25 protein-coding genes are annotated in these 25085 nt (G+C 75.9%); 10 read left to right on the top strand and 15 right to left on the bottom strand.

All coding sequences use genetic code 11. The annotated features are described in order from the left end of the window. Window positions 1-117 precede the first annotated feature (117 nt). From AMPC_RS15635 to AMPC_RS15625, 3 genes are all read right to left on the bottom strand, one after another. Window positions 118-1620: a chloride channel protein gene (locus AMPC_RS15635; protein ID WP_248342346.1), complete on the bottom strand. Its 1503-nt coding sequence runs from the start codon at window positions 1618-1620 to the stop codon at window positions 118-120. A gap of 40 nt (window positions 1621-1660) precedes the next feature. After that, on the bottom strand, window positions 1661-2005 hold the full coding sequence (locus tag AMPC_RS15630; protein WP_248342345.1) for a ferritin-like domain-containing protein: 345 nt from the start codon (window positions 2003-2005) through the stop codon (window positions 1661-1663). Between the two features lie 147 nt (window positions 2006-2152). Then, entirely contained in the window at window positions 2153-3457 is a 1305-nt protein-coding gene (locus AMPC_RS15625) for an inositol-3-phosphate synthase (RefSeq protein WP_248342344.1), read from the bottom strand. Between the two features lie 300 nt (window positions 3458-3757). Between AMPC_RS15625 and AMPC_RS15620 the strand changes: the two genes are divergently transcribed. After that, window positions 3758-5263, top strand: coding sequence for a Ppx/GppA phosphatase family protein (locus AMPC_RS15620; protein WP_248342343.1), 1506 nt, complete (start codon window positions 3758-3760; stop codon window positions 5261-5263). A 9-nt stretch (window positions 5264-5272) separates the two neighbouring features. Here AMPC_RS15620 and AMPC_RS15615 read toward each other — a convergent pair whose 3' ends face one another. Then, window positions 5273-5794 carry an inorganic diphosphatase gene (locus AMPC_RS15615; RefSeq protein WP_248342342.1) on the bottom strand — a complete coding sequence of 174 codons (522 nt, stop codon included), beginning with the start codon at window positions 5792-5794 and terminating at the stop codon, window positions 5273-5275. 226 nt (window positions 5795-6020) lie between these two features. Between AMPC_RS15615 and AMPC_RS15610 the strand changes: the two genes are divergently transcribed. Further along, window positions 6021-6254: a hypothetical protein gene (locus AMPC_RS15610; protein WP_248342341.1), complete on the top strand. Its 234-nt coding sequence runs from the start codon at window positions 6021-6023 to the stop codon at window positions 6252-6254. 159 nt (window positions 6255-6413) lie between these two features. Here the strand turns inward: AMPC_RS15610 and AMPC_RS15605 are convergent, their stop codons facing one another. From AMPC_RS15605 to modA, 3 genes are read right to left on the bottom strand one after another with little or no spacing between them, the layout of a single operon-like run. Beyond that, a complete protein-coding gene (locus AMPC_RS15605) occupies window positions 6414-7463 on the bottom strand; it encodes an ABC transporter ATP-binding protein (protein WP_248342340.1) in 1050 nt (349 codons plus the stop codon). Window positions 7464-7468: 5 nt separating this feature from the next. Beyond that, the gene (modB, locus tag AMPC_RS15600) at window positions 7469-8149 is read right to left on the bottom strand and encodes a molybdate ABC transporter permease subunit (RefSeq protein WP_248342339.1); all 681 of its coding nucleotides are present in this window, start codon (window positions 8147-8149) and stop codon (window positions 7469-7471) included. Between the two features lie 4 nt (window positions 8150-8153). Then, entirely contained in the window at window positions 8154-8939 is a 786-nt protein-coding gene (modA, locus tag AMPC_RS15595) for a molybdate ABC transporter substrate-binding protein (protein WP_248342338.1), read from the bottom strand. A 95-nt stretch (window positions 8940-9034) separates the two neighbouring features. Between modA and AMPC_RS15590 the strand changes: the two genes are divergently transcribed. From AMPC_RS15590 to lepB, 8 genes are all read left to right on the top strand, one after another. Further along, window positions 9035-9553 carry a DoxX family protein gene (locus AMPC_RS15590; protein WP_248342337.1) on the top strand — a complete coding sequence of 173 codons (519 nt, stop codon included), beginning with the start codon at window positions 9035-9037 and terminating at the stop codon, window positions 9551-9553. A 131-nt stretch (window positions 9554-9684) separates the two neighbouring features. After that, the gene (locus tag AMPC_RS15585) at window positions 9685-10398 is read left to right on the top strand and encodes a YIP1 family protein (protein WP_248342336.1); all 714 of its coding nucleotides are present in this window, start codon (window positions 9685-9687) and stop codon (window positions 10396-10398) included. Then, a complete protein-coding gene (locus tag AMPC_RS15580) occupies window positions 10395-11783 on the top strand; it encodes a TolC family protein (RefSeq protein WP_248342335.1) in 1389 nt (462 codons plus the stop codon). Before AMPC_RS15585 ends, AMPC_RS15580 begins: the two co-directional genes overlap by 4 nt. 29 nt (window positions 11784-11812) lie before the next feature. Next, window positions 11813-13075 carry an efflux RND transporter periplasmic adaptor subunit gene (locus AMPC_RS15575; protein ID WP_248342334.1) on the top strand — a complete coding sequence of 421 codons (1263 nt, stop codon included), beginning with the start codon at window positions 11813-11815 and terminating at the stop codon, window positions 13073-13075. After that, window positions 13072-13821 (top strand): ABC transporter ATP-binding protein, encoded by a 750-nt coding sequence (locus AMPC_RS15570; RefSeq protein ID WP_248342333.1) that lies wholly within the window; start codon window positions 13072-13074, stop codon window positions 13819-13821. Before AMPC_RS15575 ends, AMPC_RS15570 begins: the two co-directional genes overlap by 4 nt. After that, entirely contained in the window at window positions 13818-15062 is a 1245-nt protein-coding gene (locus tag AMPC_RS15565; RefSeq protein ID WP_248342332.1) for an ABC transporter permease, read from the top strand. Before AMPC_RS15570 ends, AMPC_RS15565 begins: the two co-directional genes overlap by 4 nt. Then, window positions 15059-16297 (top strand): ABC transporter permease, encoded by a 1239-nt coding sequence (locus AMPC_RS15560; RefSeq protein ID WP_248342331.1) that lies wholly within the window; start codon window positions 15059-15061, stop codon window positions 16295-16297. Before AMPC_RS15565 ends, AMPC_RS15560 begins: the two co-directional genes overlap by 4 nt. A gap of 28 nt (window positions 16298-16325) precedes the next feature. Continuing rightward, entirely contained in the window at window positions 16326-17015 is a 690-nt protein-coding gene (gene lepB, locus AMPC_RS15555) for a signal peptidase I (protein WP_248342330.1), read from the top strand. A gap of 335 nt (window positions 17016-17350) precedes the next feature. Here the strand turns inward: lepB and AMPC_RS15550 are convergent, their stop codons facing one another. The 8 genes from AMPC_RS15550 to hpf form a co-directional block, all read right to left on the bottom strand. Then, window positions 17351-17740 (bottom strand): SH3 domain-containing protein, encoded by a 390-nt coding sequence (locus AMPC_RS15550; RefSeq protein WP_248342329.1) that lies wholly within the window; start codon window positions 17738-17740, stop codon window positions 17351-17353. A 113-nt stretch (window positions 17741-17853) separates the two neighbouring features. Continuing rightward, on the bottom strand, window positions 17854-18327 hold the full coding sequence (locus AMPC_RS15545) for a hydrogenase maturation protease (protein ID WP_248342328.1): 474 nt from the start codon (window positions 18325-18327) through the stop codon (window positions 17854-17856). Then, window positions 18324-19829, bottom strand: a complete 1506-nt coding sequence (locus AMPC_RS15540) for a Ni/Fe hydrogenase subunit alpha (protein ID WP_248342327.1) — start codon at window positions 19827-19829, stop codon at window positions 18324-18326. The genes AMPC_RS15545 and AMPC_RS15540 overlap by 4 nt, the downstream gene beginning before the upstream one ends. Next, window positions 19826-21412 carry a hydrogenase iron-sulfur subunit gene (locus tag AMPC_RS15535; RefSeq protein WP_248342326.1) on the bottom strand — a complete coding sequence of 529 codons (1587 nt, stop codon included), beginning with the start codon at window positions 21410-21412 and terminating at the stop codon, window positions 19826-19828. Before AMPC_RS15535 ends, AMPC_RS15540 begins: the two co-directional genes overlap by 4 nt. Before the next feature lie 3 nt (window positions 21413-21415). Further along, window positions 21416-21655: a sulfurtransferase TusA family protein gene (locus AMPC_RS15530; protein ID WP_248342325.1), complete on the bottom strand. Its 240-nt coding sequence runs from the start codon at window positions 21653-21655 to the stop codon at window positions 21416-21418. After that, window positions 21652-23586 carry an FAD-dependent oxidoreductase gene (locus tag AMPC_RS15525; protein ID WP_248342324.1) on the bottom strand — a complete coding sequence of 645 codons (1935 nt, stop codon included), beginning with the start codon at window positions 23584-23586 and terminating at the stop codon, window positions 21652-21654. The genes AMPC_RS15530 and AMPC_RS15525 overlap by 4 nt, the downstream gene beginning before the upstream one ends. A gap of 225 nt (window positions 23587-23811) precedes the next feature. Further along, entirely contained in the window at window positions 23812-24270 is a 459-nt protein-coding gene (locus AMPC_RS15520; RefSeq protein ID WP_248342323.1) for a PTS sugar transporter subunit IIA, read from the bottom strand. 163 nt (window positions 24271-24433) lie between these two features. After that, window positions 24434-24973 (bottom strand): ribosome hibernation-promoting factor, HPF/YfiA family, encoded by a 540-nt coding sequence (gene hpf / locus AMPC_RS15515; RefSeq protein WP_248342322.1) that lies wholly within the window; start codon window positions 24971-24973, stop codon window positions 24434-24436. Window positions 24974-25085: the final 112 nt, after the last annotated feature.

The following is a 25085-nucleotide window of genomic DNA, read 5'->3' as shown; positions in this document are numbered from 1 at the left end:
GCGCTCGCGCGCCGAGCCCTGAGCTTCTTCGGGCCGTGACGCGAGCGGAGGGGCACGCGCGACCCGACCTCTGGCAGAGAGACACGGCGGAGGTCGCTGGGTGAATGGGATCGCCGCCTACCGCCGGCGCACGCCCCGCAGCCGCGGCGGCTTCCACCCCTGGGCCGACCGCCAGCGCGCCGCCCGGCGCAGGTCCGGCGCGCCCGCCTTGTTCTCCGGCTGGGCGGGGTAGAGGCTGACGCCGCGCAGGGCGACGAGCGCGACGCTCACCGCGAGCATCATGGGCACGAGCAGGTCGTAGCTGCCGGCGAGCTCGGCCACGAGGACCAGGGCGGCGAGCGGCGCGTGGGCCACCCCGCCGTAGAAGGTCCCCATGCCGACGAGGGCGAAGGCGGCCGGGTCGAGGCGCGGATCGCGCACCAGGAGCGCGGCGGCGTGGCCGAAGGCGCTGCCGAGCAGGCCCCCCACCACCAGCGAGGGGGCGAAGTCGCCCGCCGCGGCGCCGCTGCCGATGGTGAGGGCGGAGGCGACCAGCTTGGCGGCGCAGAGGAGCAGGAGCAGCGCGACGAGCTCCCAGCCGCCGGGCAGGCCGCGGTGGCCGGTGAGCGCCGCCTGCGCCACGCCGTAGCCGCCGCCGAACACCCCGAGCCGCGCCGCCTCGGGCCCGTACCGCGCCCCGAGCCGCCACGCCACCATCGCCCCGAGGGTGCCCATGGCGAGGCCGCCCAGCGCCGGGCGGGCCCACTCCGGCCCCGGGAGGCGCGCCGCGGCCCCCTGCGCCAGCCGCAGCGCCCGCACGAAGGCCGAGGCCCCGACGGCGGTGGCGACCGCGAGGAGCGCGTAGAGCGGGAGGTGGGCGGGCACGAACGGGAAGGGCTGCAGCCGCCCGAAGAGCGTCGTCTCGCCGTAGAGCGCGATCACCACCGAGTAGGCGATGACGCTCGAGAGCACCGCCGGGACGAGCGCCTCGGCCTCGAAGTCGTCGCGGTAGAGGAGCTCCACCGCCAGCAGCGCCGCGCCGAGGGGGGTGCGGAAGACCGCGGAGATGCCGGCGGCGATCCCGGCCACGAGGAGGATGCGCCGCTCGCGCCGGGTGGCCGGCAGGGCGCGGCCCACGAGCGCGCCGATGGCGCCGCCGATCTGCATCGTCGGCCCCTCGCGGCCGCCCGAGCCGCCCGAGGCGAGCGTACCGAGCGCCGCGAGCCACTTCACCCAGAGGACCCGCCGGCGCACCCGCCCGCCGTGGTGGTAGGCGTGGATGATGGCGTCGCCGCCGCCGCCGGCCGCCTCGGGGGCGAGCCAGGTGGTGAGGACGCCGCTCAGGAGCCCGCCGGCGGCCGGGAGGAGCGCCAGGACCAGCAGCCGGGGCGGGCCCGCCGCCCCCTCCTTCAGGAACGTCTCGCCGAAGGCCCGCAGCGGGGCGTAGCCGGCGAGGCCGGCCAGGAGCCCGCGCTGGGCCACCTCGAGAGAGGCGAAGAACCCGGCGCCGACGAGCCCCGCCGCGCCGCCGACCAGGGCGGCGTGCAGGAGCGTCCGCCCGAGGATGGGCAGGTCGAGCGGCGGGGCGGCGCGCCGCAGGAAGGAGAAGCCGGCCCGGGCGGCCCGGCGCGGGCCGGGCAATGGTCGGGGGTCGGCCGCTCCGGCCACGGCCGGCCCGGGGTCAGGGCTTTCGTCCGCCGGGGGGCGGGATCTCACCGGCGGCCTCCTCCAGCTCCTCCTCATGGGCGATCTCGCCCTCCTTGAAGAGCTTGGCGCGGAGCTGCCGGTCGAAGGCGGGATCGTGGCGCCGGATCCACTCGAGCACCATGGCCGCGTGCTCCTTCTCCTCGTCCCGGTTGTGCTCGATGACCCGCTTCAGCTCCGGGTCCTTTATCGCATCGACCCGCTGCTGGTACCAGTCCACGGCCTCGAGCTCCTCCATGAGGGAGGTGAGCGCGCGGTGCAGGTCGCGGGTCTCGCTGGAGAGCTCCTCGACGGGCTCGTGGTAACCCTGTGAGTTGGCCATGCGTCCTCCCGGTGGCGCTTGAAGGGATGCGCCCCCGCGGCGCGCGGCGCCAGCCCTGGGCGGGGCCACCAAAGAGAAGAGGGCCCGCGGCGCTGGCCGCGGGCCCTCGAGGACTTCGGCGGGCTCCCGGTCCGGGAGCGCTCGCGGCTAGCCGACCTTGCTGGTCCGCCCCTCGGCGACGCGCTGGGCGTAGCCGCGGAGCTTCTCCTGCAGGTGGCTCTGCTGCTGGAAGAGGTCGTGGATCGTCTCGTGGCCGGGCACGGTCACCGGGCTCTTGAAGAAGAACGAGAGCCACTCCTGCGGCCCCTTCTCGCCGGCGCGCTGCGCCAGGTCGGCGAGGAGGGCGAGGTCGATCGCCAGCGGGGCCGCCAGGATCGAGTCGCGGCACTGGAAGTTGATCTTGATCTGCATGGGGTAGCCGAGCCACCCCACGATGTCGATCGCGTCCCACCCTTCCTTGTTGTCGCCGCGCGGCGGGTAGTAGTGGATCGTGACCTTGTGCTTGATGTTGCTGTAGAGCGCCGGGTGCTTCTCGGGGTCGAGGATGGTCTCGAGGACCGAGAGCTTCGAGACCTCCTTGGTCTTGAAGCTGGCGGCGTCGTCGAGCACCTCGCCGTCGCGGTTGCCGAGGATGTTGGTCGAGAACCAGCCCTGGAGACCGAGCAGGCGCGCGTGGAGCATCGGCGCGATGGTGGTCTTCATGAGCGTCTGGCCGGTCTTGAAGTCCTTGCCGCCGGTCGGGACGCCCTGGATCTCGGCCAGCTCGCGGAGCGCCGGGATGTCGGCCGAGAGGTTCGGGGCGCCGTTCAGGTAGGCGCAGCCGGTCTTGATGGCCGCGTAGGCGTAGATCATCGACGGCGCGATGGTCGGGTCGTCCTTCTCGAGCCCGGCCTCGAAGGCCTCGATGGTCAGGTGCGCGGGTCCGACCTCGGCGTACACCTCGGTCGAGCCGGTCCAGATCATGACGCCGCGGGCGCACTTGTTCTTCTCGAGGAAGCCGCGGATGTCGGCGATGAGCGCCTCCGCCTGCTGCTTCTTCGTGCCCTTCTTGACGTTCGGGCCGTCGAGGCGGCGCACCCAGTCGGTCGAGAAGACCGCCGGCATGGGCTTGATGGCCTCGAGCTGCGGCCGGAGCTCGTTGACGAGGTCCTTGTCGAGGACCTTGGCCCGGAGGGCGGCCTCGTAGACGTTGTCCGGGATCGGGTCCCAGCCGCCGAAGACGATGTCCTCGAACGGCACGATGGGCAGGACGTCGCGGACGGCCGGGCCGTGCCCGCCGTTCTCGTCGAGGAGGTGCCCCAGCTGGGTGAAGCTGCCGATGGGCTGGGCGAGGCCGCGCTTCACGGCCTCCACGCCGGCGATGGCGGTGGTGGCCACGGCGCCGAGACCCGGCATGAGGACGGCGAGCCGTTCTCCCTTGGGCTGCGGACGGATGATCGAGTTCTTTTGCATGTGCACCCTCTGACGGTGGAGCCCTGCCCCTTACCGGCGGGCACCCATCTAGTCCCTCGAGAAAAAAGCGTCAACCGGCACGGCGGCTGGCGGCACGGCGTGGCAAGGGGTCGCTCTTCGTGCTCGAAACCCCGGGCTCTCCAAAATCCGGCGCTGGCCGGGAGGTTTTCACCGGTACGCGGGGAAGCGGCGCAAGTCGTCGCCTTCCTGCCCGCCGGGGGGCCGGCGTGACGGACCTTTTACTCCACCCCGGCCGCCAACGGAAGATGGGCTAGACTCGATGGGGTCCGGAGGGCCTTCGTGACCGAGGTGCTGGCGGCGATCGACGTGGGAACGAACGCCGTGCGGCTCGAGATCGCGCGCTCGCTGCCGGACCACACCCTCGAGACCCTCCACACCGAGCGCGACCCGGTCCGCCCGGGCGAGGGCGTGTTCCTCACCGGCAACATCCCGCGCCCCGTCGCCGACCGGCTCCTCGCCGCGCTGCGTCGCTACGCCGCGCTCTGCCGCCGCCACCGGGCCCGGGTGCGCGCGGTCGCCACCTCGGCGGTCCGCGAGGCCCGCAACGGCCCGGAGATCGTGAAGCGGGCCAAGCGGGAGGCCGGGCTCGACCTCGAGGTGGTCTCCGGCCGCGAGGAGGCCCGGCTCATCTGCCTCGGGGTGCTCCAGGGGGCCGCGCCGCGCGCCCGGAACCTGGTGGTGGACATCGGCGGCGGCTCGACCGAGGTGGCCGCCGCGGTGGGCGAGTCGCCCGACAGCCTCTGGAGCGTGGCGGTGGGCGCGGTCCGGCTCACCGAGATGTTCGCCGCCGCCGACAAGGTGCCGCCCCCCCGGCTCGACCTCATGCGCGCCTACGCGGCCGAGGCCTTCCGGGAGGCGCTCCCCGAGAGCTTCCCCCGCTTCCGGACGGCCCTCGGCAGCTCCGGCACCATCAACGCCCTCGTGGCCTTCGCCGCCGAGCGGGGGGCGAGGCGGGCCTCGCTGCGGGAGGTGGGGCGGGCGGTGGACGCGCTCGCGGCCATGCGGGTGGACCAGCGTCGCAAGCTCTTCGAGCCGCGCCGGGCCGAGATCGTGGTGGCCGGGGCGGTGATCCTCGAGTCGGCGATGCGCCACCTCGGGCTCGCCTCGATCACCTCGGTGGACACCGGGCTGCGCGACGGGATCCTGGTGGACCTGGTGCGCCGCACCCTGCCGCCCAGGGCGAGCCAGGGGCAGGCGGCGCTCGCGGCCGAGGCGGCGCTCGCCATGGGCCGGCGCTTCCAGTTCGACGAGGCCCACGCGCTCAAGGTCCGGGACGTGGCGCTCTCGCTCTTCGACCAGCTCCCGGCGGTGCACGGCCTGCCCGCGGCCGCCCGGCGCATCCTCGAGACCGCCGCCCTGCTGCACGACGTGGGCAACGCCGTGAGCCACCAGCGCCACCACAAGCACACCTGGTACCTCGTCGCCAACGCCGACCTGCCGGGCCTCTCCGACCAGGAGCGGACGCTCGCCGCGCTCACCGCCCGGTACCACCGGCGCTCGGCGCCGGAGCGCCACCGGGCCGACCTCGCCCCGCTCTCCGACGACGAGTTCCAGGCGGTGCGCCGGCTCTCGACCCTGCTCCGGGTGGCCGACGCCCTCGACCGCAGCCACCACCAGCCGCTCCGCTCGCTCTCCGCCCGCGGCCGGACGGGCGCCGTGAAGCTCACGCTCAAGGCGCGCGCGCCGCTCGACCTCGAGCTCTGGGACCTCGACCGAGAGACGGCCCTCTTCCGGCAGGTCTTCCGCCGCAAGCTGGCCGTCGAGGTGGCCGGACGGCGCAGGTAGGAGCGACGCCTACCCCTTCAGCTCGCAGGCCGCGATGAGCGCCTCCGCCTCCGCCGGCCCCCTCCAGCCGAGAGCCGACGGGTTCTTCTGCTCGAAGAAGACCGAGGAGAGGAAGAACTGCTGGATCTCCTCCCGGACCCGCTGCGGCAGGTCGTCCACCGACTCGAGGTCGTCACCGCGACGGTAGCGGAGCGGCAGGAGGATGAGCCGGTCGTTCCGGGTGCGGTGGCCGTTCTTGCCGTCCTGCTCGAGCTGGAGGAGCCCGAGCGGCCGGCTCGGGATGACCACGCCGGGGAAGCTCGGGACGTCCCAGCACAGGAGCGCGTCCACCGGGTCGCCGTCCGGCGCGCGGGTCCCGGGGATGAAGCCCCAGTCGTAGGGGTAGGAGAGGCCGAGCGGGAGCGGGCGCGAGAGCCCCATCACCCCGAGCGACGGGTCGTACTTGAGCTTCACCCCGGAGCCCCGCGGCGACTCGATGACCATGTGGTAGCCCCCTTTCGGGGACTTCGGGGGGAGCAGGTGCAGGTCCATCCGCCATCCATGCGGCGCGCCGTCCGCCCTGTCGAGCGCGGAGGAATGGGCCACTCGGGGCGCGGCGCCCGGGGCGGGACTCCCCGCCGCCCCGGGAACGCCCGGCCGAGGACCCGTAAGCGAGCGATCTTCCTGGTTCCGCCCGGGGGCCGGGGATCGGCACGCGGCTTGTATTCTCTCCAGCCGTCTGCGTGCATCAACGCCCGCGACCCCAAGGAGATTACCCATGAAGAAGATCCTGAGCGCCATCGTCGCCGTCGCCTTCGTTGCCGTCGCCGCCCCGACCTTCGCCGAGGAGGCTGCTGCCGCCGCTCCGGCCGCCGCCCCGGCCGCCGAGGCCCCCAAGGCCGAGGTGAAGGCCGAGAAGAAGGCCAAGAAGGCCAAGAAGGCCAAGAAGGCCGCCAAGAAGGCCGAGAAGGCCGAGGCCGCCCCGGCCCCCGAGGCCGCTCCCGCGAAGTAAGTTCGCGAGAACGCATTTCGAAGGAGGCCGGTTCCGAAAGGAGCCGGCCTTCTTCTTTTTCGGGGTTCCGCGTCCCCGGCGCGGGCCAGCGGTGCAGGGCGCACGGCCTCCTTGTTTGTCGATGGTCCATCGGCGCCGCGGGGCCGCCGGGCGCGCGGCTCACCCCGCCCGCGCGACCAGCCGCACCGCCGGCGCCTTGAGCAGCGCCAGCACCGGCCGCCCCGGGGCGAGCTCGAGCTCCTCCACGCTGCGGCGCGTCACGAGAGCCACGAGCGGGAAGCCGCAGTCGAGCGTCACCCGCGACAGCGGCCCCTCCGGCGCGAGCGCCCGCACCGTGGCCGCGAGCCGGTTGCGCGCCGAGGTGGGCGAGCCGCCCGGCGCCTCCAGCAGCACGTCCTCCGCGCGGAAGCAGGCGAAGCACCGCCTCCCAGGCGCCGGCCCGACGGCCGAGAGCTCGGCCGGACCGACGCGCAGGTGCACGAGCCCCCCCTCCTCGCCGGCCACCTCCGCCGGCAGCACGTTCTCGGTCCCGACCACCGCCGCGACCTCGAGGTCGGCCGGGCGGGCGAACACCTCCGCCACCGGCCCGCACTGCCGGATGCGCCCCTTCGCGAGCACCGCCAGCCGGTCGCCGAGCGCGAGCGCCTCGATCCGGTCGTGGGTGACGAGGAGCGCCGGCAGCCCCACCGCCGCGAGGAGGTCGCGCAGCGTCGCGCGCAGCGCCTCCCGGGTGGGGGCGTCGAGGGCCGAGAGCGGCTCGTCGAGGAGCAGGAGCCGGGGGCGCGAGGCGAGCGCGCGCGCCAGGGACACCCGCTGCCGCTCGCCGCCGGAGAGCTCCGCCGGCCGCCGGTGCGAGAGGAGCGCGAGCCCGAGCCGCTCCAGCGCCTCGCCGGCCGCGCCGGGCGGAGCGCCGCGCGCCCGCGCGCCGTAGCGGACGTTCTCCTCCACCGTGAGGTGGGGGAAGAGCGCCGCGTCCTGGAACACGTAGCCCACCCGGCGGGCCTGCGGCGGCACGTCCACCCCGTGGGCCCGGTCGAACCAGGTCTCCTCGTCGAACCGGATCACCCCCACGTCCGGCGCCTCGAGCCCGGCGACGCAGCGGAGCACGGTGCTCTTGCCGGCGCCGGAGGGGCCGAAGAGGACCGTGACCCCCTCGGGCGCGGCCTCGAGGCTGGCCGCCACCGCCGCGCCGCCCGGGAAGCGGCGCACCAGGTCTAGCGAGAGCGCGCCGGCCATTTCTCGAAGGCCCCGCGCTGCAGCCCGTAGGTCACGGCCAGCACGGCGAAGGAGAGGACGAGCAGGAACAGGGCGGTGCGGCCGGCCGCGGCGTACTCGAGCGCCTCGACGTGGTCGAAGATGGCGATGGAGAGCGTGCGGGTCTCGCCCTGCAGGTTGCCGCCGACCATCAGCACCACCCCGAACTCGCCGAGCGTGTGGGCGAAGGTGAGCACCGCGCCGGCGAGGACGCCGCGCGCCGAGAGCGGCAGGCTGACGCGGAGGAAGGTGGCGAGCGGGGAGGCGCCGAGCGTGTGCGAGGCCTCGACGAGGCGCCGGTCCACGGCCGAGAGCGCCGCGGCGAAGGGCTGCACCGCGAACGGCAGGCTGTAGAGGATCGAGGCGATGAGCAGGCCGTCGAAGGAGAAGGCGAGCCGGTGGCCGGTGAGCCGCTCCCAGGACCGGCCGAGCGGGCTCTGCGGCGCGAAGGCGAGCAGGAGGTAGAAGCCGAGCACGGTGGGCGGGAGCACGAGCGGCAGCGCCACCACGGCCTCGACGAGGAACTTGAGCCGGAAGGTGCTCCGGGCGAGCCAGGCGGCGAGCGGCAGGCCGAGCACGAGCAGCGCCAGCGTGGTGAGCGCCGCGAGCTCGAGGCTGAGCCGGAGGGCGGCGTAGTCCAAGCCGCTACCTCGGGGGCAGGCCGTAGCCGTGGCGGGCCAGGATCGCCTGGCCGTGGCCGCCGCGGACGAAGCGGGCGAAGGCCTGCGCCAGCTCCAGCTCGCGGGCGCCCTTGAGCACCACCCCGGCCTGGTCGATGGGCGGGTGGGCGTCGTCGGGGAGCACGAGCCGCTTGCCGGGGGCGAGAGGGCCGGTGAGCACCATCGAGAGCGGCAGGAGCGCCGCGTCGGCGGCGCCGCTCTCGGCGAACTGCGCCGCCTGCGCGACGCTCTCGCCGTACACCAGCTTCGGCCGGACCGCGTCGAGGAGCTTCGCCGCCCAGAGCGCCTCCTCGGCCGCCTTGCCGTAGGGGGCGAGCTTGGGGTTCGCGACCGCCACCTTGCGCACGGCGGGGGAGGCGAGCACCGCGAGCCCCTCCTTCTCGACGGCGAGCGGCGAGCCGGCGGGGGCCCAGAGCGCCAGCCGCCCGAGCGCGTACGTGAACGGCCCGCCCGCGTCGGCGAGCCCGGCCTCCGCGAGCTTGCGCGGGTGGAGGTCGTCGGCCGAGAGGAACAGGTCGAACGGCGCACCGGCGCGCGCCTGCGCGGCGAGGTTGGCGGAGGCGCCGAAGGTGGTCCGCACCTTCACGCCGGGGCGATCCTCCTCGAAGGCGGCGACGAGATCGGCCATGGGCGCCTTGAGGTTGGCGGCGGCGGCGACGGTCAGCGTCCGGGGGGGCGCGCCGGCGGGCGCGGCGGACGCCGGCCGCGTGAGGAGCGCGGCGAGCGCCAGGGCGAGGAGCGGGCGGGCCATCCCGCGACCATAGCCGCCGCCCCGCCCGCTTTCCAGCGCCGCGGAGCGTTGCCGGGCCGCGCGGGGGTCCCGACATTTCCCCGGGAGGCGGAGGCATGACGACGATCGACGCGGCGGGGATGATGACGGGGCGCAGCGCGGTCCGCGACGCGGCGACGCTGCCGGCGCGGATGGCGCTCGGCGCGAGCATGCTCTACCACGGCACCGGGAAGCTCCGGGCCGAGGGTCGGGCGCAGACCGGCCAGTTCATGGAGAGCGTCGGCATCGCGCCGGGAGAGCGCTGGGCGCTCGCCACCGGCATCGCCGAGACGGCGGCCGGGGCGATGGCGCTGCTCGGGTTCGCGACGCGGCCGGCGGCGCTGGCGGTGCTCGCCACGCAGGCGGTGGCGGTCTGGCGGGTCCACGCCCGGAACGGGTTCGACATCACCAAGGGCGGCTACGAGTACAACCTCGCCCTCATGGCCATCGCCCTCGGGCTGCTCGTGGCCGGGCCGGGGCGGTTCTCGGCGCACGAGGCGGTCGAGGAGCTCTCCTACGGGCGGGGGCGGGCGCGGCGGCTCTTCCGGCGCGCGCAGCCGAGCCTCCTCACCCGCGCGCTCAAGCTCCTGAAGTGAGCGCCGGGCCCGCGGGCCGGCCGGCGCGGTCGAGCGGGCCGGCCAGGGTATTCCGGGCAAGGCTTTGACTCCTTCGGCGGTCTGGTTGAAATACGGGCGCCCCCTGCCCCGTAGGGCGGGGCGGCACCCACATGACCGCCGACCTCCTCCTCGACACCTTCCGCAGCCCGCCCGGCGCGCTCGCCCGCGCCGCCGGGCGGCGCGCCCTCCTGGCCCCGCTCCTCGCCGCCACCGCCGCCGCCCTCCTCGCGACCGCGGTGGCGCTGCCGCGCCTCGACCTCGAGCGGGCCGGCGTCGAGCGGCTCGACAAGGAGCAGCAGCCCGGCCAGCCCGAGCCGACCGACCACCAGCGCGAGGAGGCCGCCGCGCAGGCCCGCAAGGTCGGCGCCCTCTCCGGCTGGGCGGGCGCCGCGCTCGGCCCCTCCTTGCAGGCGCTCGCGGTGGCGGCGGCGCTGCTCGCGGGGCTGCGCACCGCGGGCGGCCGGCCCGCCTTCCGGCCCACCCTCGCGGTGACGGCGCACGCCCTCCTGCCGCTCGCGCTCGAGCGGCTCCTCGCCATCCCGGCCCTGCTCCGGGCCGGGCGGCTCCGGCCCGAGGCGCTCGATACGGTCCTCCCCGCCAACCTCGCCGCCTGGCTGCCGCCGGGCGCGCCGCCGCGCTGGCTCGCGCCGGCCGCGAGCCTCGACCTGTTCGCGCTCTGGGCGGCCGCGCTCCTCGTCCTCGGGCTCGCCCCGGTGGCCGGCGTGTCGCGCCGCCGCGCCGCCGCGGTGGTGGGGGCGCTCTGGGCCGGGTACGTCGTGACGGCGAAGCTCGCCCTCCCCGCGCTCGCCGGAGGTGCGGCGTGAGCGCCGGGGCCCTCTGCCTGCTCGCGGTCCTCGGCGCGGTGGCCTCCCCGGCCGCCGCGGCGCCGGCGGGCGGCGCGCTCACCCTCGACGACGCCCTGGCCCTCGCCGGGCGGCAGAACAAGGACCTCCGGCTCTCGCGGTCGCGCCGCGAGGCGGCCGGGGTGGACGTCACCGCCTCCTGGGCCGGCGTGCTGCCGCGCCTCGACCTCTCCGCGAGCGGGGGGCGCGACTTCGTGGGGGCCCGCCAGTCGGTGCAGGTGGTCCCGACCGGCGTCGGGCCGGACGGCCTGCCCACCTTCCAGCAGCAGGCCATCAACATCCCGGCGACCGACTTCGCCGACTGGTCGCTCGGCCTCAAGCTGTCGCAGCCGATCTTCGACGGGCTCCGCTCCTGGAACGCGATCCGGCGCGCCGAATCGATGGAGCGCGCCTCGGCGGGGCAGCTCGACGAGGCGGCGCTCACCACCGCCTTCGACGTCACCCGCAAGTTCTACGAGGTGGTGAAGGCGGAGCGGAGCCTCGCCGTGCTCGAGGAGACGGTGGCGCGCAGCGAGGAGCTGGTGCGGCGCGCCGACGCCCTCTTCGCGGAGGGGCGCGGGCTCAAGGGCGACGCCTACGCCGCCCGGGTGAACCTCGCGAACGACCGGATCAACGTCGAGTCGCAGCGGGCGCGGGTGGCGCAGGCCCGGAGCGACCTCGCGGTGGCGCTGGGCGGCGAGGGGGTGGACGTCCCGGCGGTGGTGGCCCCGGCCGCCGTGGACGCGCCCGGGCTCGGCGGCGCCGCCGAGCCGCCGCCGGCCGAGGCGCTGCTGGCGCGGGCGCGGGCGGCGCGGCCGCTCCTGCGCAGCCAGCGCGAGCTGGTGGCCGCGAGCGGGCTCGACGTGGCCATCGCGCGCGCCGACTGGTGGCCGGCGCTGAGCCTCCAGGCCGCCTACAACCGCGAGGGGCCGAGCCTCACCGGCTCGGAGGGCGTGCTGGGCGACCCCACCCGCCAGTACACCGCGGTGGCGCAGGTGGCGCTCACCTGGAACCTCTTCGCGGGGCGGCAGACGCAGGCGCAGGTGGCGAAGGCCGGGATCGCCGAGGCCCAGGCCCGCATCGGCGCGGAGCAGGCCGATCAGCAGGTCGCGAGCGAGATCGCCCGCGCCCGCTCGGCGCTGGTGGCGCTCTCCCGCTCGGCCCTGCTCGCCGCCGAGAGCCTCGGCAGCGCCGAGGAGAACGTGAAGCTCGCCCGGGCCCGGCTCGACGCCGGGGCGGCGAGCCAGCTCGAGGTCCGCGACGCGCTCCTCAAGCTGACCCAGGCGAAGCTCACCCTCCTGCAGGCGCGCGTGGACGAGGCGGTGGCGCGCGCCGATCTCAACCGCGCCGTCGGAGGCGTCCTGTGACCGAAGCCGTTCCCGCGAAGCCCGTGTCCATGTCGTGGGGCCAGCGGCTCCTCGCCCTCGCGTTCTGCGCCGCGGTGCTGGCGCTCCTCGCCTTCTCGCTCCGGCCGCGGCCGGTCCCGCCGATCGGCGTGCAGACCGCCGCGGCGCGGCAGGGAGCCATCACCCGCAAGGTGACCGCCGCCGGCAAGCTGCAGGCGGCCACCGAGGTGAAGCTCAGCTCCAACCTCTCCGGCGACCTGCTCGACCTCACGGTGCACGAGGGCGACCGCGTGAAGAAGGGGCAGTACCTCGGGCGCATCGACTCGCGCCGCTACGCCGCCCAGGTGCGCCAGCAGGAGGCGGCCCGCGCCAGCGCCGCCGCCGACCTCGGGCTCGAGGAGGTGCAGGTGCGGAAGCTCGAGGCGGAGCTGGCCCGGGTGCGCCGGCTCGCCGGCTCCGGCAACGCCTCGCAGGCGGAGCTGGAGCGGGCGGAGTCGGACGTCGCCGCCGAGCGGGCGCGGGCCCAGGCGGCGCGGCAGCGCATCGCCCAGGCCGAGGCCGCCCTCGCCGAGGCGCGCCACTTCCTCGACCTCACCACCCTCTACGCCCCCATCGACGGCATCGTCACCTCGCGCCAGAAGCAGGTCGGGGAGCGGGTGCGGGGCTCCGACTTCAGCGAGGACGTGATCGTCATCGTGGCCACCCTCTCCTCCATGGAGGCGAAGGTGGAGGTGGGCGAGCACGAGGTGGTCTACCTCCACGAGGGCGACCAGGCGGAGGTGGAGATCGACGCCTTCCCCGACCGGCGCTGGCCGGCGCAGGTGGTCGAGATCGCGAAGAACGCCACCATCAAGAACGCCGGCACCGAGGCCGAGGTGACCACCTTCCCGGTGCGGCTCGCCCTCACCGCCCCGGTGGCGGGCGCGCTCCCGGGCATGAGCTGCCAGGCCGGCATCTCCACCGAGACCCACGAGAAGGCGGTGGTGGTGCCGATCCAGGCGGTGACGGTCCGGACCGAGAAGCAGCTGCGCGGCCCGGCCGAGCGGCGCGACGAGCGGCCGGTGGCGCCGGCCCCGGGCGCCAGGGCCCGGCGCGAGCCCACGCAGAAGGTGGTGTTCGTGGTGGAGCGCGGGGTGGCGCGCGCGCGCCGGGTCGAGACCGGGCTCGCGAGCGAGAGCGAGATCGAGATCCTCGACGGCGTGAAGCCGGGCGAGACGGTGGTGGAGGGCCCGTACAAGGTCCTCGCGCGCGAGCTCGAGGACGGCAAGCCGGTCAAGGACGCGGTCCCCGGCGAGGGCGGGAAGAAGTCGTGAGCGGCCCGGGAGCCGGCCCCGACGCGCCCCTCCTCTCGCTCGAGGGGCTGCGCCGCCACTATCTCGTCGGCGGCGAGGTGGTGCACGCCCTCGACGGCGTCTCCTTCGAGGTGCGGCGCGGGGAGTGGGTCGCGGTGGTGGGCCAGTCGGGCTCGGGCAAGTCCACCCTCATGAACATCCTCGGCTGCCTCGACACCCCGACCGGCGGGCGCTACCGGATCAACGGGCAGGACGTGGCCGGCCTCTCCGACGACGCCCTCGCCGACCTGCGCAACCGCGAGATCGGCTTCGTCTTCCAGACCTTCCAGCTCCTCCCGCGCGCCACCGCGCTCGCCAACGTGGAGCTGCCGCTCGTCTACCGCGGCGTGCCGCGCCGCGAGCGGCGGGTCCGCGCCGAGGCGGCGCTCACCGCGGTGGGGCTCGCCCAGCGCATGCACCACCGGCCCAACGAGCTCTCCGGCGGGCAGCGGCAGCGGGTCGCGGTGGCCCGCGCCCTGGTGGGCGAGCCGTCGCTGCTCCTCGCCGACGAGCCGACCGGCAACCTCGACTCGGCCACCGGCGAGGAGATCGTCCGGCTCTTCTCCGAGCTGCACGCCCGGGGGCACACCATCGTGCTCGTCACGCACGAGCCCCGGCTCGCCGCGCGCTGCCCGCGCGCGGTGCGGCTCTCGGACGGCCGGGTGGTCGCCGACGGCCCCGGCGAAGAGGTGGCGGCGCTCTCGGTGCCGCGGGCGGTGGGCACGTGAGGGGGAGCCGCGCGCTCGCCGAGGCGTCGGAGGCCCTGCGCATCGCCGCCGGCTCGCTCGTGGCGGCGCGGCTGCGGAGCTTCCTCACCACCCTCGGCATCGTCATCGGCGTGATGACGGTGATCGCCATCGTCGCCATCATCCAGGGGCTCGACCGCAGCTTCGAGGCGCAGGTGGCGACCCTCGGGTCGCACACGCTCTACGTGGACCGCTGGAAGTGGCTCAGCGGCGCCGACGAGTGGTGGACCATGCGCAACCGGCGCCCCATCGGCCGCGCCGAGGTGGAGGCGGTGCAGCGCGAGTGCACGCTCGCCCAGGCCATCGCCCCCACCGCCCGCGCGCGGGCGGCGGTGCGCCGCGGCGACGTCGAGCTCACCGGGGTGGCGGTGAACGGCACCAACACCCGCTACCTCGAGACCGGCGGCGGCACCGTCGGCGCCGGCCGCTTCCTGGTGGAGAGCGACGTGGAGCTCTCGCGCGCGGTGGCGGTCCTCGGCGCCGACGTGTCCGACCGGCTCTTCCCCGGGGCGCGGCCGGCGGAGGTGCTGGGGCAGCGGGTGCTTCTCTCCGGGCGGCCCTTCACGGTGGTGGGGCTCCTGGAGCGGCGGGGGCGCTTCCTCGGCATGGCCATGGACAACAACGTGACCGTGCCGCTCGGCGCCTTCGAGCGGATCTTCGGCACCAAGCGGTCGCTGCAGATCGCGGTCACCGCCGCGCCGGGCGACCTCCCCGCGCTCGAGGACGAGCTCACCGGGATCCTGCGCCGCGCCCGGCGCGTCCCCGCCGGCAAGGCGGACGACTTCGCCATGAACCGGCAGGAGCAGTTCCTCAAGGTCTACGGCCAGCTCACCGGCGCCCTCTACGGCGTCGCGGTCGGCGTGGGGCTCATCACGCTCGTGGTGGGCGGCATCGGGATCATGAACATCATGCTGGTGTCGGTCCACGAGCGGACCCGCGAGATCGGCGTCCGGCGCGCCCTCGGCGCCCGGCGCGGCACCATCCTCTTCCAGTTCCTGCTCGAGGCGGCCTTCGTGGCGGCGCTCGGCGGCGCCGTGGGCACCGCGCTCGGACTCGGGGCGGCGCAGCTCGTGGCGCTGGTGTCGCCGCTGGCGGCGGCCGCGACCCCCTCGGCGGTGCTGCTCGGGCTCGGCTTCTCGACGCTGGTCGGGCTCGCCTTCGGCTCCTGGCCGGCCTGGCGCGCCGCCCACCTCGATCCGGTGGAGGCGCTGCGCTACGAATGACCGGCTTCCTCGACACGCTGGCGCTCGCCCTCGGCACGCTGCGCGCCAACCCGCTCCGCTCGCTCCTCACCCTGCTCGGCATCGTGATCGGCGCCGCCACGGTGGTGGCCATGATGTCGCTCACCGAGGGGCTCCGGCTCAAGGTGACCACCGACCTCGCCCAGCTCGGCGCGGCCTCGTTCCAGGTGCAGAAGTTCCCGGCGGTGAGCTTCGGCGACCACGACCGGGCGAAGTACGCGAAGCGCAAGGACCTCACCCGCGAGCAGGGCGAGGCGATCCGGGCGCTCTGCCCGCACGTGGCCCACGTCTCCATCGAGGAGTACCACCAGGGCACCGCCGAGCGGATCTGGACCGCCGAGCGCGCCACCCGCCCGAACGTGGGGGTGGCCGGGGTGGTGCCCGACTACGAGTACGCCAACGCGGTCACCGTGGCGGAGGGGCGCTTCGTCAGCCAGACCGACATCGCGCTCGGCCGGCGGGTGGCGGTGGTCGGCACCGACGTCTCCGACCTCCTCTTCCCGGGCGAGAGCGCCGTCGGCCGCGAGATCCGGATCCGCGGCGCCTCCTTCGAGGTGGTGGGGGTGTTCGAGCGGATGGGGAGCGTGCTCGGGCTCGAGTCGCGCGACGCCATCGTGACCATCCCCTGGCCGGCGTTCGAGCAGGTGCTCGGGAAGGCGAACAACGACAACATCGCCATCCAGGCCACCTCCAACGAGGACGTGCCGCGCGCCATCGACGAGGTGGTGGGGCAGCTGCGGCGGCTGCGGGGCCTCGCCCCGGACGCCGAGAACGACTTCGAGATCTTCTCCAACGACTCCATCGCCGAGGTGTTCAACAACATCGCCGCCGTGGTCACCGCCGCCACCTTCGGGGTCTGCGCGCTGGCGCTCCTCGTGGGCGGCATCGGGATCATGAACATCATGCTGGTCTCGGTGGCGGAGCGGACGCGCGAGATCGGGGTGCGCATGGCGCTCGGCGCGCGGCGGCGGCGCATCCTGTCGCAGTTCGTGGTGGAGTCGGTGACGCTGTCGCTCCTGGGCGGCCTGCTCGGCGTGCTGCTCGGGGCCGGCATCGCGCTCGGGGCCCGCACCCTCTACCAAGTTCCGGCGAGCGTGCCGGCGTGGGCGGTGCTACTCTCCCTCGTCTCGGCGTCCGGCTGCGGGCTGCTCTTCGGCATCTACCCCGCGGCCCGGGCGAGCCGCCTCGACCCGGTCGAGGCGATGCGCACCGAGTAGGCTCCTGGTCTCGAAGGGTGAGCTAAGCGTGGACAGTGACAAGGTGAAGCGGGAGGTCCGCGGCTGGGTCCTCACCATCCTGGCGGTGCTGGCCTTCCGGACCCTCCTCTACGAGGCGGTCTACATCCCCTCGGGCTCGATGATCCCGACCCTGCAGATCGGCGACTACGTCATCGTCGAGAAGTGGGCCTACGGCGCGCGGCTGCCGTTCACCGAGAGCACCCAGCTCCAGTGGTCGGCGCCGAAGCGCGGCGACGTCGTGGTGCTGCTCGCGCCCCCCGGCAACCCGCGCTCCGACGACCTCATCAAGCGGGTGGTGGCGGTGGGCGGCGACCGGGTGGAGATCCGCGACGGCGCGCTCTGGCTCAACGGCCAGCCGGCGCCGCGGCAGCGCGTCCCCGGCCCCTGCGCCTACTGGAACAAGCCCGAGGGCGGCCCCTGGACGGAGGAGCCGTGCGTGGCCTTCGAGGAGCAGCTCGAGCGGCACCGCTACGGGAGCTACTGCACGCCCTCGGCCTACTGCGGCGACGTGCCCGAGGTGGTGGTGCCGCCCGGCACCGTCTGGCTGGCCGGCGACCACCGCGACCACAGCGCCGACAGCCGCGTCTTCGGGCCGGTGCCCATCGGGCGCATCAAGGGGCGGGCGGTCATGGCGCTGGCGTCGTGGGGCCCCTCGGGCCCGCGGTGGACGCGCCTGTTCCACCGCGTGGATCATTGACACGGGGCTGCGCCCCGCCCCGCCAGGCGAAGCCCGGCGGGGCCTCACCCTGCTCGCCGGGTCCCTTGCGCCTGGGCTGTCGCCTTCGCGACTGCCCAGGCTCGCCCGGCATGGAGGGGCTGCGCCCCTCCCCGGCGGCGCCGGGGCCCCTCCCCTCCGCCCCGCGCGAGGAGAGTGCAGCGCGGCGCGTCTGAGATTGCTCCCGCGGGCCGCTCTTCCCCTCTCCCGCGAAGCGGGGGAGGGACAGGGAGGGGGCAGCGGCACCGCGAAGAAGAAGCGGCGGGCCCCGCGAGGAGCCCGCCGCTCGGTGACGCGGGGAATGGGCGGGCGCGGACCTACTTCGCGCCGCTCACCTTCGGCTCGGCCGGCGTGGCGGCCTGCTGCGGCTGCAGCGGCGCCGGGTGGCCCACGCCGATCTGCAGCGCCGGCTCGGCGACGTAGCCCGACTTGCCGTCGGCGGTCTTGATCCGGCGGTAGCCGTGCACCGCCTTGTCGGCGGCCCAGACCTCGGCGCCGCGCGGCAGGGTGGCGAGGGTCGGCGCGGCGTCGGCCGGGCTCGACTGGACGGCGGCGTCGCGGGCCAGCGTGGCCGGGACGGTGGTGCCCTGGACGGTGAGGGTCTTCTGGCGGAGCTCCGCCTCGCTCCGGAAGAGCGGCTCGTGCGAGCAGGCGGTGACGCTGAGCGCAGCGGCGAAGGCGGCCGCGCGGACGTGGGTGCGATTCACGGGTGCTTCCTCCCTGGGTGCGGGCGCGGCGCGCGGGCGGAAGGTCCGCCCGGGTGCGGCTCGCGACGGCGTTCTACGAATGGCCGCGAGGTATATTTCCTTTTGCGCCCCTGTCAACGGGTCCCGGCGGCGTCACGCCACCGAACCAGCACCTCGAGCACGCGGGCGACCGCCTCGGGGACGGCCGCCTCCACGGCCGCCGTGAGCCCCTCGCCGAGGGTGGTCATGTCGGCCACCTCCACCGTCACCACGTGGAGCGCCCGGGGCACCGGCGCGCCCATGGCCGCCGCGGCCCGCACCGCCGTGGGCAGCCCCAGGCCGTGCGGGGTGGGGCTCGCGGTGGCGGGGAGGTCGGAGAGCGGGAAGTCGCGGACCGTGCCCGGCTCGGCGCGGCCGCTCGCGACCGCGTCCACCAGCACCACCTCCTCGAACCCCTCCATCTCGTCCAGGAGGTGAAGCCCGGAGAGCGCCGTCTCGCGCACCTCCAGCCCCGGCGGCGCGGCGGCCCGGAGCGCCGCGGCGACGCGCCAGCCCACGCCGTCGTCGCGACGGATCCGGTTCCCGAGGCAGAGCGCGAGCACCGTCACGCGCCGTCCGGCCCGGCCCCGCGCGCGAGCCGCCGCACCACCTCGCCGCCCGGCCCGCGGATCGTCACCGCGAGCGCCAGCTCGCCCGGGAGCGCGTGGGAGGCGCAGGCGTTGCACGGGTCGTAGGCGCGGAAGGCCATCTCGAGCGTGTTCAGGATCCGGTCGTCCACCCGGCCGCCGTGGATGAGCTCGGCGGCGGCGCGCCGCACCGAGATCTGGATGGGCGCGGCGTTGTGCTGGGACGCGACGAGCAGCGTCGCGCCGGTGAGCAGGCCGTCCGGGCCGGCGCGGTAGTGGTGGACGAGCGTGCCGCGCGGTGCCTCGACCACGCCCACCCCCTCGAGCTCACCGCCGGGCGGGCAGCGCGCCTCGAGCGGCTCGGGCACGCGCCGCACCTCGGGGCTCTCGAGCAGCGGGTCCGACGCCGCGGCCGCGATCGCCTCGGCCGCCTGGAGCGCCTCGACGAGCCGCGCCCAGTGGAACGCCAGGGTCTGGTGCACCGGCCGGCCGCCGAGCGCCTCGAACAGCCGCTCCCGCTCCGCCCCGGCCCGCGGGGTGGCCATGCGCGGGGCCGCGTTGAGCCGCGCCAGCGGGCCCACCCGGTAGAGGCCGCTCGCGGCGCCCTCCTCGAAGCCGCGCCAGCCCTGGGCGCGCAGGTAGGGGAACTTCACGTAGGTCCAGGGCTCGACGTGCTCGGCGAGGTGGCGCGCGTAGTCCTTCCCCTCGAAGGAGAGGAGCTCGTCGCCGCGCGGATCGACCACCCGGAGCCGCCCGCCGTAGAACGAGAGCCGGCCCTCGCCGTCCACCTGGCCCATCGAGTGGGTCTCGAGCCGGAAGGCGGGGCTCGCGAGGAGCGCCTCGTACCCCGCCGCGCCGCGGACCCGGCGCGCGAAGGCGTCGAGGGTGAAGCCGGCGAAGTCGAGGAGCATGGGAGCGGCGCGGCGGAGCCGCTCCAGCGTCTCCTTCGCGAGCGGCCGGGAGATGCCGCCGGGCAGCGCGAAGACCGGGTGGACCGTGCGGCCGCCGATGGCCTGCATGAGGCCGCGCGCCTCCCGGCGGGCCGCCACCACCCGCTCGCCCACCTCCTTGCCGAGCGCGGCCACCACGCCGAAGAGGCTGCGCATCCCCTGCGGCGCGTCGGCGCCGAGCAGGAGGTCCGGGCCGCCCAGGTAGTAGAAGTGGAGCGCGTGGTCCTCGAGGAGGAACAGGTGGTAGTAGAGCGCGCGGATGGCGTGCGCCGCCGGCGGCGGCTCGGCGCCGTAGAGCGCGTCCAGGGCCCGCGCGCTCGCGAGGTGGTGCGCGGCGGGGCAGACGCCGCAGACGTGCGCGGTGAGCTGCGGCATCTCCTCGGCCGGCCGGCCCACGCAGAAGCGCTCGAACCCGCGCAGCTCCGGGACCTGCAGCCAGGCGTCGCGGACCTCGCCCCGCTCGTCGAGCGCGATCTCGATCCGGCCGTGCCCCTCGAGCCGGGTCACGGGATCGATGGTGATGCGGCGGCTCATTCCTCCGCCTCCCTGCGCCGCGCCCCCTCCCCGTCCCTCCCCCGCTCACGCGGGAGAGGGGGAGACGTCGGGTCTCCGGCGGCGCTCCCTCCCCGCTCGGGCGGGAGAGGGGGAGACGTCGGGTCTTCCGCGGCGCTCCCTCCCCGCTCGGGCGGGGAGAGCTGGGGAGGGGCGGCCAGCGGCGTCCGCGCCGGCAGCGTCGCCGCCGCGAGGCCGTAGCGGTAGAAGGTGCCGGCCGGGTCCGGCACGGTGCGCGCCAGCGCGCGCAGGCCGCGCTCCCCCGGCGCGGCGAGGAGCGTGCCGAGCGCGGCGAGGAAGGCGGCCCCCTGGTCGCGGACGCCGTCGAGCGGGCCGAAGCAGCCGCGGCAGGGGACGTTGGCCCCCACGCAGCCGCAGTCGTCGCCGCAGCCCTGGCGCGTCGCGGGGCCCATGCAGAGCAGCCCCTGGGCGAGGAAGCAGGTGGCGGGGTCGGGCTGGGTGGTGCCGAGCCGGCGCAGCGCCGTGAGCTCGAGCCGCTCCGGCATGGTCTCGCGCCGCGGGCAGCGCTCGCAGAGCGCGAGATCGGGCGCGAGCACCTCGGCGGGCCGCAGCGGCGCCGGGTCGAGGAGGCGGCGCACCGCCGCGAGGACCAGCTCGGGAGAGGGCGGGCAGCCGGGGAGGATGGCGTCCACCTCCACCACCTCGGTGAGCGGGACCACGCGCGCCAGCACCGGCGGGAGCCGCGGCTCGCCCGGGCGCGGGGCGACCGGCTCCGGCGCCGCCGCGCCGAGCGGCGTGCGCGCGGCGGCCTCGATCTCTCCCGGCCCGGTGAGGTTCCCGAGCCCGACCACGCCCCCGAGCTGCGCGCAGGCGCCGACGGCGACGAGCCGGCGCGCCTTGCGCCGCAGCAGGCGCGACCACTCCAGCTGGTCCTCGAGCCGCACCGCGCCGTTCAGGAAGGCGACGTCGATGCTGCCGTCGGGGAGCGCCTCCACGTCCCTGCGCTTGTAGTCGAGCGCGAAGGGCCAGAGCACCACCTCGCACTCGCCGAGGAGCGGCGCGAGGTCGGGGCCGAGGTCCACCACCGCCTCCTCGCAGCCGCCGCAGGAGCTGTTCCACCAGAAGGCGACGCGCGGCCGGCCGGGCGCGCGCGGGGCGGCCTCCGGGACCGCCAGCGGCGCCGCCGCCGGGCCGAGCCGGCCGGCGTACTCGAGCGGCCCGAGCGCGCGCAGCCCCTCGACCATCTCACGCGCCACCAGGGCGAACCGATCCGGCTGGCCGGCCCCGATCCACTCCAGCCGGAACCGCCCCTCGGGCACGCCGAGCTGGCGGAGGGTGGCCGAGAGCAGCTCGAAGCGCGAGGCGGCCGCCAGGTTCGCGCCGCCGTGGTGGCACTCGCCGGGGTGGCAGCCGGCCACCAGCACCCCGTCCGCGCCCTCGCGGAACGCCTGCAGCACCAGCGCCGGCTCGACCCGGCCGGTGCAGACGACCCGGATCGAGAGCAGCTCGTGCGGCACCTCGAGCCGGGCCCGCCCGGCCGCGTCGGCGGCCGCGTAGGCGCAGCCGTCGCACAGGAACGCCACCAGCCGGGGGTCGCGGGGCACGCGCTAGTACCGGATCTGGATGGTGAGCCTGGGCGGCGTCCCCTGCACCGCGAGCACCGTCTTCTTGCGGCGCTCGCAGAACTGCCGGATGTCCCGCTCGAAGGTGTCGCAGTCCCCGGTGATCTCCACGATGGTCCCGGGCGGCGTGTGCACGGTGGCGTTCGACAGCACCAGCACCGGGTGCGGGCAGCGCATCCCGACCGCGTCGAGCCGCACGACCTCTCCGCTCGTCTCCTCGCTCATCGTCTCTCCTCCAGCGGGTTCGTCGCCGAGAGCAGGCCGGAGAGCTCGGCTCCCAGCTGCTCGGCGGTGTGGTGCGGCGCCGAGATGGCGCCGGAAGGGCAGGCCGCGGCGCAGCTGCCGCAGCCGGTGCAGTGGACGGGCTCGACCCGGGCGCGCCCGCCCTCCCCCCGCGACAGCGCGCCCGCGGCGCAGGCCGGCAGGCAGACGCCGCAGGCGGAGCAGCGCGACGGCTCCACCTCGGCGGCGAGCGGGTCGATCTCGAGCCGCTCGCCCGGGGGGAGCTCGGACAGCACCAGGCCGGCCGCCGCGGCCCCCTCGCCGATGGCCTGCGCGATGGTCCGCGGGCCGGCGGCGGCGCCGGCCACGTGGAGCCCGGGGGTGCGGGTGGCGGTGGGGCGGAAGGGCGCGCCGGCGGTGGCGACGAACCCGCGCGGATCGAGCGGCAGCCGGAGCGCGGCCGCGAGCGCCGCGCTCCCCTCGGCCGGCCGGACCGGCGTCCAGACCACGACCAGGTCGGCGCGGCGCGGCCGGTCCTCCCAGGCGAGGCGCACCCAGAGCCCGTCCTGCCCCGGGGCGACGCCGTCGGGCGCGAGCGCGCCGGGCGCGAAGCGGACGCCCTCGCGGGCGAGCGCGCGCGCGGGCTCGGCGGCGCCGGCCGCGAGCTCGCAGCCGCCGGCGACGGTGAGGTGCAGCTCGGGGTGGCGGGCCCGCAGCTGGCCGGCGAGCTCGAGCAGCACGCGCCGGCCGAGGTCGCCGTCGGCCTCCTCGGCCCCCTCCGCGAGCGCCAGGAGCACCGCCTCCGGCACGCGCCCGCCGGGCCCCCGCAGCGCCCCACCGGTCGGGCCGGACGGGTGGAGCAGGCGCTCGAGCTGCCAGGCCGAGATCACCCCCGGCGAGCCCGGCGGCGCCCCGGGGGCGAGCCCGGTCGCGAGCACCACCGCGCCCACCTCGACCACGTCCTCGCGCGGAACGGCGTCGAGCCGGATCGCGCCGCCCGGGCAGGCCTCGGCGCAGGCCCGGCAGTCCTCGCCGGCGCCGCGGAGGCAGCGCGCGGGATCGAGCGACGCCGTGTGCGGCAGGGCGCCCGAGCTTGGGAGCGCGATGGCCTTGCGGCGCGAGAGCCCGCCGTCGCGGGGATCCGGCGCCTCCGCCGGGCAGGCCGCCTCGCAGCAGCCGGAGGCGACGCAGCGGCCGGCGTCCACGAAGGGCGCCTGCGCCGAGAGCCGCGCCTCGAAGCGCCCGAGCCGGCCGTGCAGGGAGGAGAGCTCGCAGCGCGTGCGCACCCGGATGCGCGGGTGGTGCAGCACCTCGTCCACCACCGGGTCGAGGAAGCAGGAGGCGCAGGCGCCGCCGGGGTGGACCCGGTCGAGCTCCCAGGCGAGCCCACCGAGCGAGGCCGACCGCTCCACGAGCGTGACCTCGCGGCCGGCGCGGGCCAGCGTCAGCGCGGCGGAGAGCCCGGCCGGCCCGGCGCCGACCACGAGCACGTCGAGCGAGGCCGCCACCGACCGGAGCGGCAAGGCCCGGTGGCGCTCGACGCGGGCCAGGGCGGCGCCGACGAGGGCGCGGGCGGCGGCGGTGGCCGCCTGGGGGTCGCCCCCGCGCCACTCGCCCTGCTCGCGCAGGTTCGCCATCTGGAGCAGGTGCGGCTGCAGGCCGGCGCGCGCGAGCGCCCGCTCGAAGGTGCGCTGGTGCTCGCGCGGGGAGCAGCCGGCCACGACCACGCGCGCGAGCCCGCCCTCCCGGACGCGCTCGACCAGGAACGCCTGCCCCTCCTCGGAGCAGAGGAAGGCGTGGCGGTGGACCGCGGCGCCCGGCCAGGGCTCGCGCTCGAGCTCACCCACCCGGACCACGGCGCCGAGGTTCGGCCCGCAGCGGCAGAAGAACAGGCCGGTGGTCGGCCCGGGGTGCGCGGATCTGTCGGCGCTCATCGCGACCCGCTTGCTCCTGCAAGAGCGGCACCGCCGGCGCCCGCCGCCCGGCCGCGCGCAAGTGCTCGACGAGACTCGCCATTCCGGCCTGGGTGGGCGAGGGGAGCGGCCAGAGCGAAGGTCTCCACGGGTCCCGACACACCCCGACGGTACACCCACCGCCGGGGTGGGATGCAACCGGGCGGGGCGGAGCCCAGGTCCGGCCGCGCGCGGCGGCCGGGCGGGCTAGTAGCGCCCGTCCTCGGTCTCGATGAGCCGGTAGATCTCGGCCGCGTCCTTCGCCTCCAGGATGGCGGCGCGGAAGCCGGCGTTCTTGAAGAGCCGGCTGATGCGCGCGAGCGCCTTGAGGTGGGCGCCGGCGCTGTTCTCGGGGGCGAAGAGGGTGAAGAAGAGGTGGGTCGGCTTCCCGTCGATGGCGCGGAAGTCCACCCCGGCCCGCGAGCGCCCGAAGCTCGCCACCAGCGCCGGCAGCCCCGGCACCTTGCCGTGGGGGATGGCGACGCCGTCGCCGATGCCGGTCGAGCCGAGCTTCTCGCGCTCGACGAGGATGTCCACGAGCCGCTGCGGCTCGAGCTTCAGGCCGGCGGCGATGGGCTGACAGAGCTCCGCGAGCACCGCGGGACCGGACTGGCCCGCGATCTCGCCGACGACGGCGTCCGGGCGGAGGAATTCGACGATCTTCATGGGCGACCCGAGTGCGAGAGACTTTTGACGATCCGCCGCCGAGAAAGCAAGCGGAACGGGAGGGGCTGCGCGGCCCGCGCGGCGGGCCGCGCGGCGGCCCCGAAACACCACCGCCGCCCCGGGTCTCCCCGGAGCGGCGGCGCGAGCTGCGGCGGCGCTCTGGCTAGCTCGCCTGGGCCTTGATGAGCCCGAGGTTGCCGTCGTCGCGGCGGTAGACGACGTTGATCGTCCGGTCCTTGGCGCTCTGGAACACGAAGAAGTGCGAGTCGAGCAGGTCGAGCTGCATCACCGCCTCGTCGAGGCTCATCGGCTTCGCCTGGAAGCTGACGCTCTTCACGATCCGGTCGCTCGGGTGCTTCTCGGCGTCGAACACCTCGTGGCTGATCGCCACCGGCTCGACCGGCGCGGCCGGGGCCTTGTGGTTCTTCAGCTTCTCCTTGTGCTTCTTGAGCTGCTTCTCGATCTTGTCCGCGGCGGCGTCGATGGAGGCGTACATGTCCTCCGAGCGGGCGCGCCCGCGCAGCAGGTAGGGCCCGGCCTTCAGGGTGATGTCGGCGTGGTGGTCCAGGTTCTCCACGTAGAGCACCACGTGCGCGTCGCTCGCGTGGTCGAGGTACCGCTGGATGTGCTCCACCTTCTCCCGCGCGTGCGCCTTGAGCGCTTCCGTCGACTCGATGTGCCTGAAGGTGACATTGACCTGCATGAACGGCCTCCTGCTCGTTGTGGAGTCGTGAGACGCGACGGCCGCGTCCGGCGACCCCACGCTGAGGTGGAGCGCGCCGCGCCGCGGCCGGTGATCCAGGTGCTGCAGACTG

This window comes from Anaeromyxobacter paludicola (assembly GCF_023169965.1).
Lineage (GTDB): Bacteria > Myxococcota > Myxococcia > Myxococcales > Anaeromyxobacteraceae > Anaeromyxobacter_B > Anaeromyxobacter_B paludicola.
The sequence above is the reverse complement of the archived record's forward strand: the minus strand, read 5'-3'. Positions and strand labels throughout refer to the sequence as shown.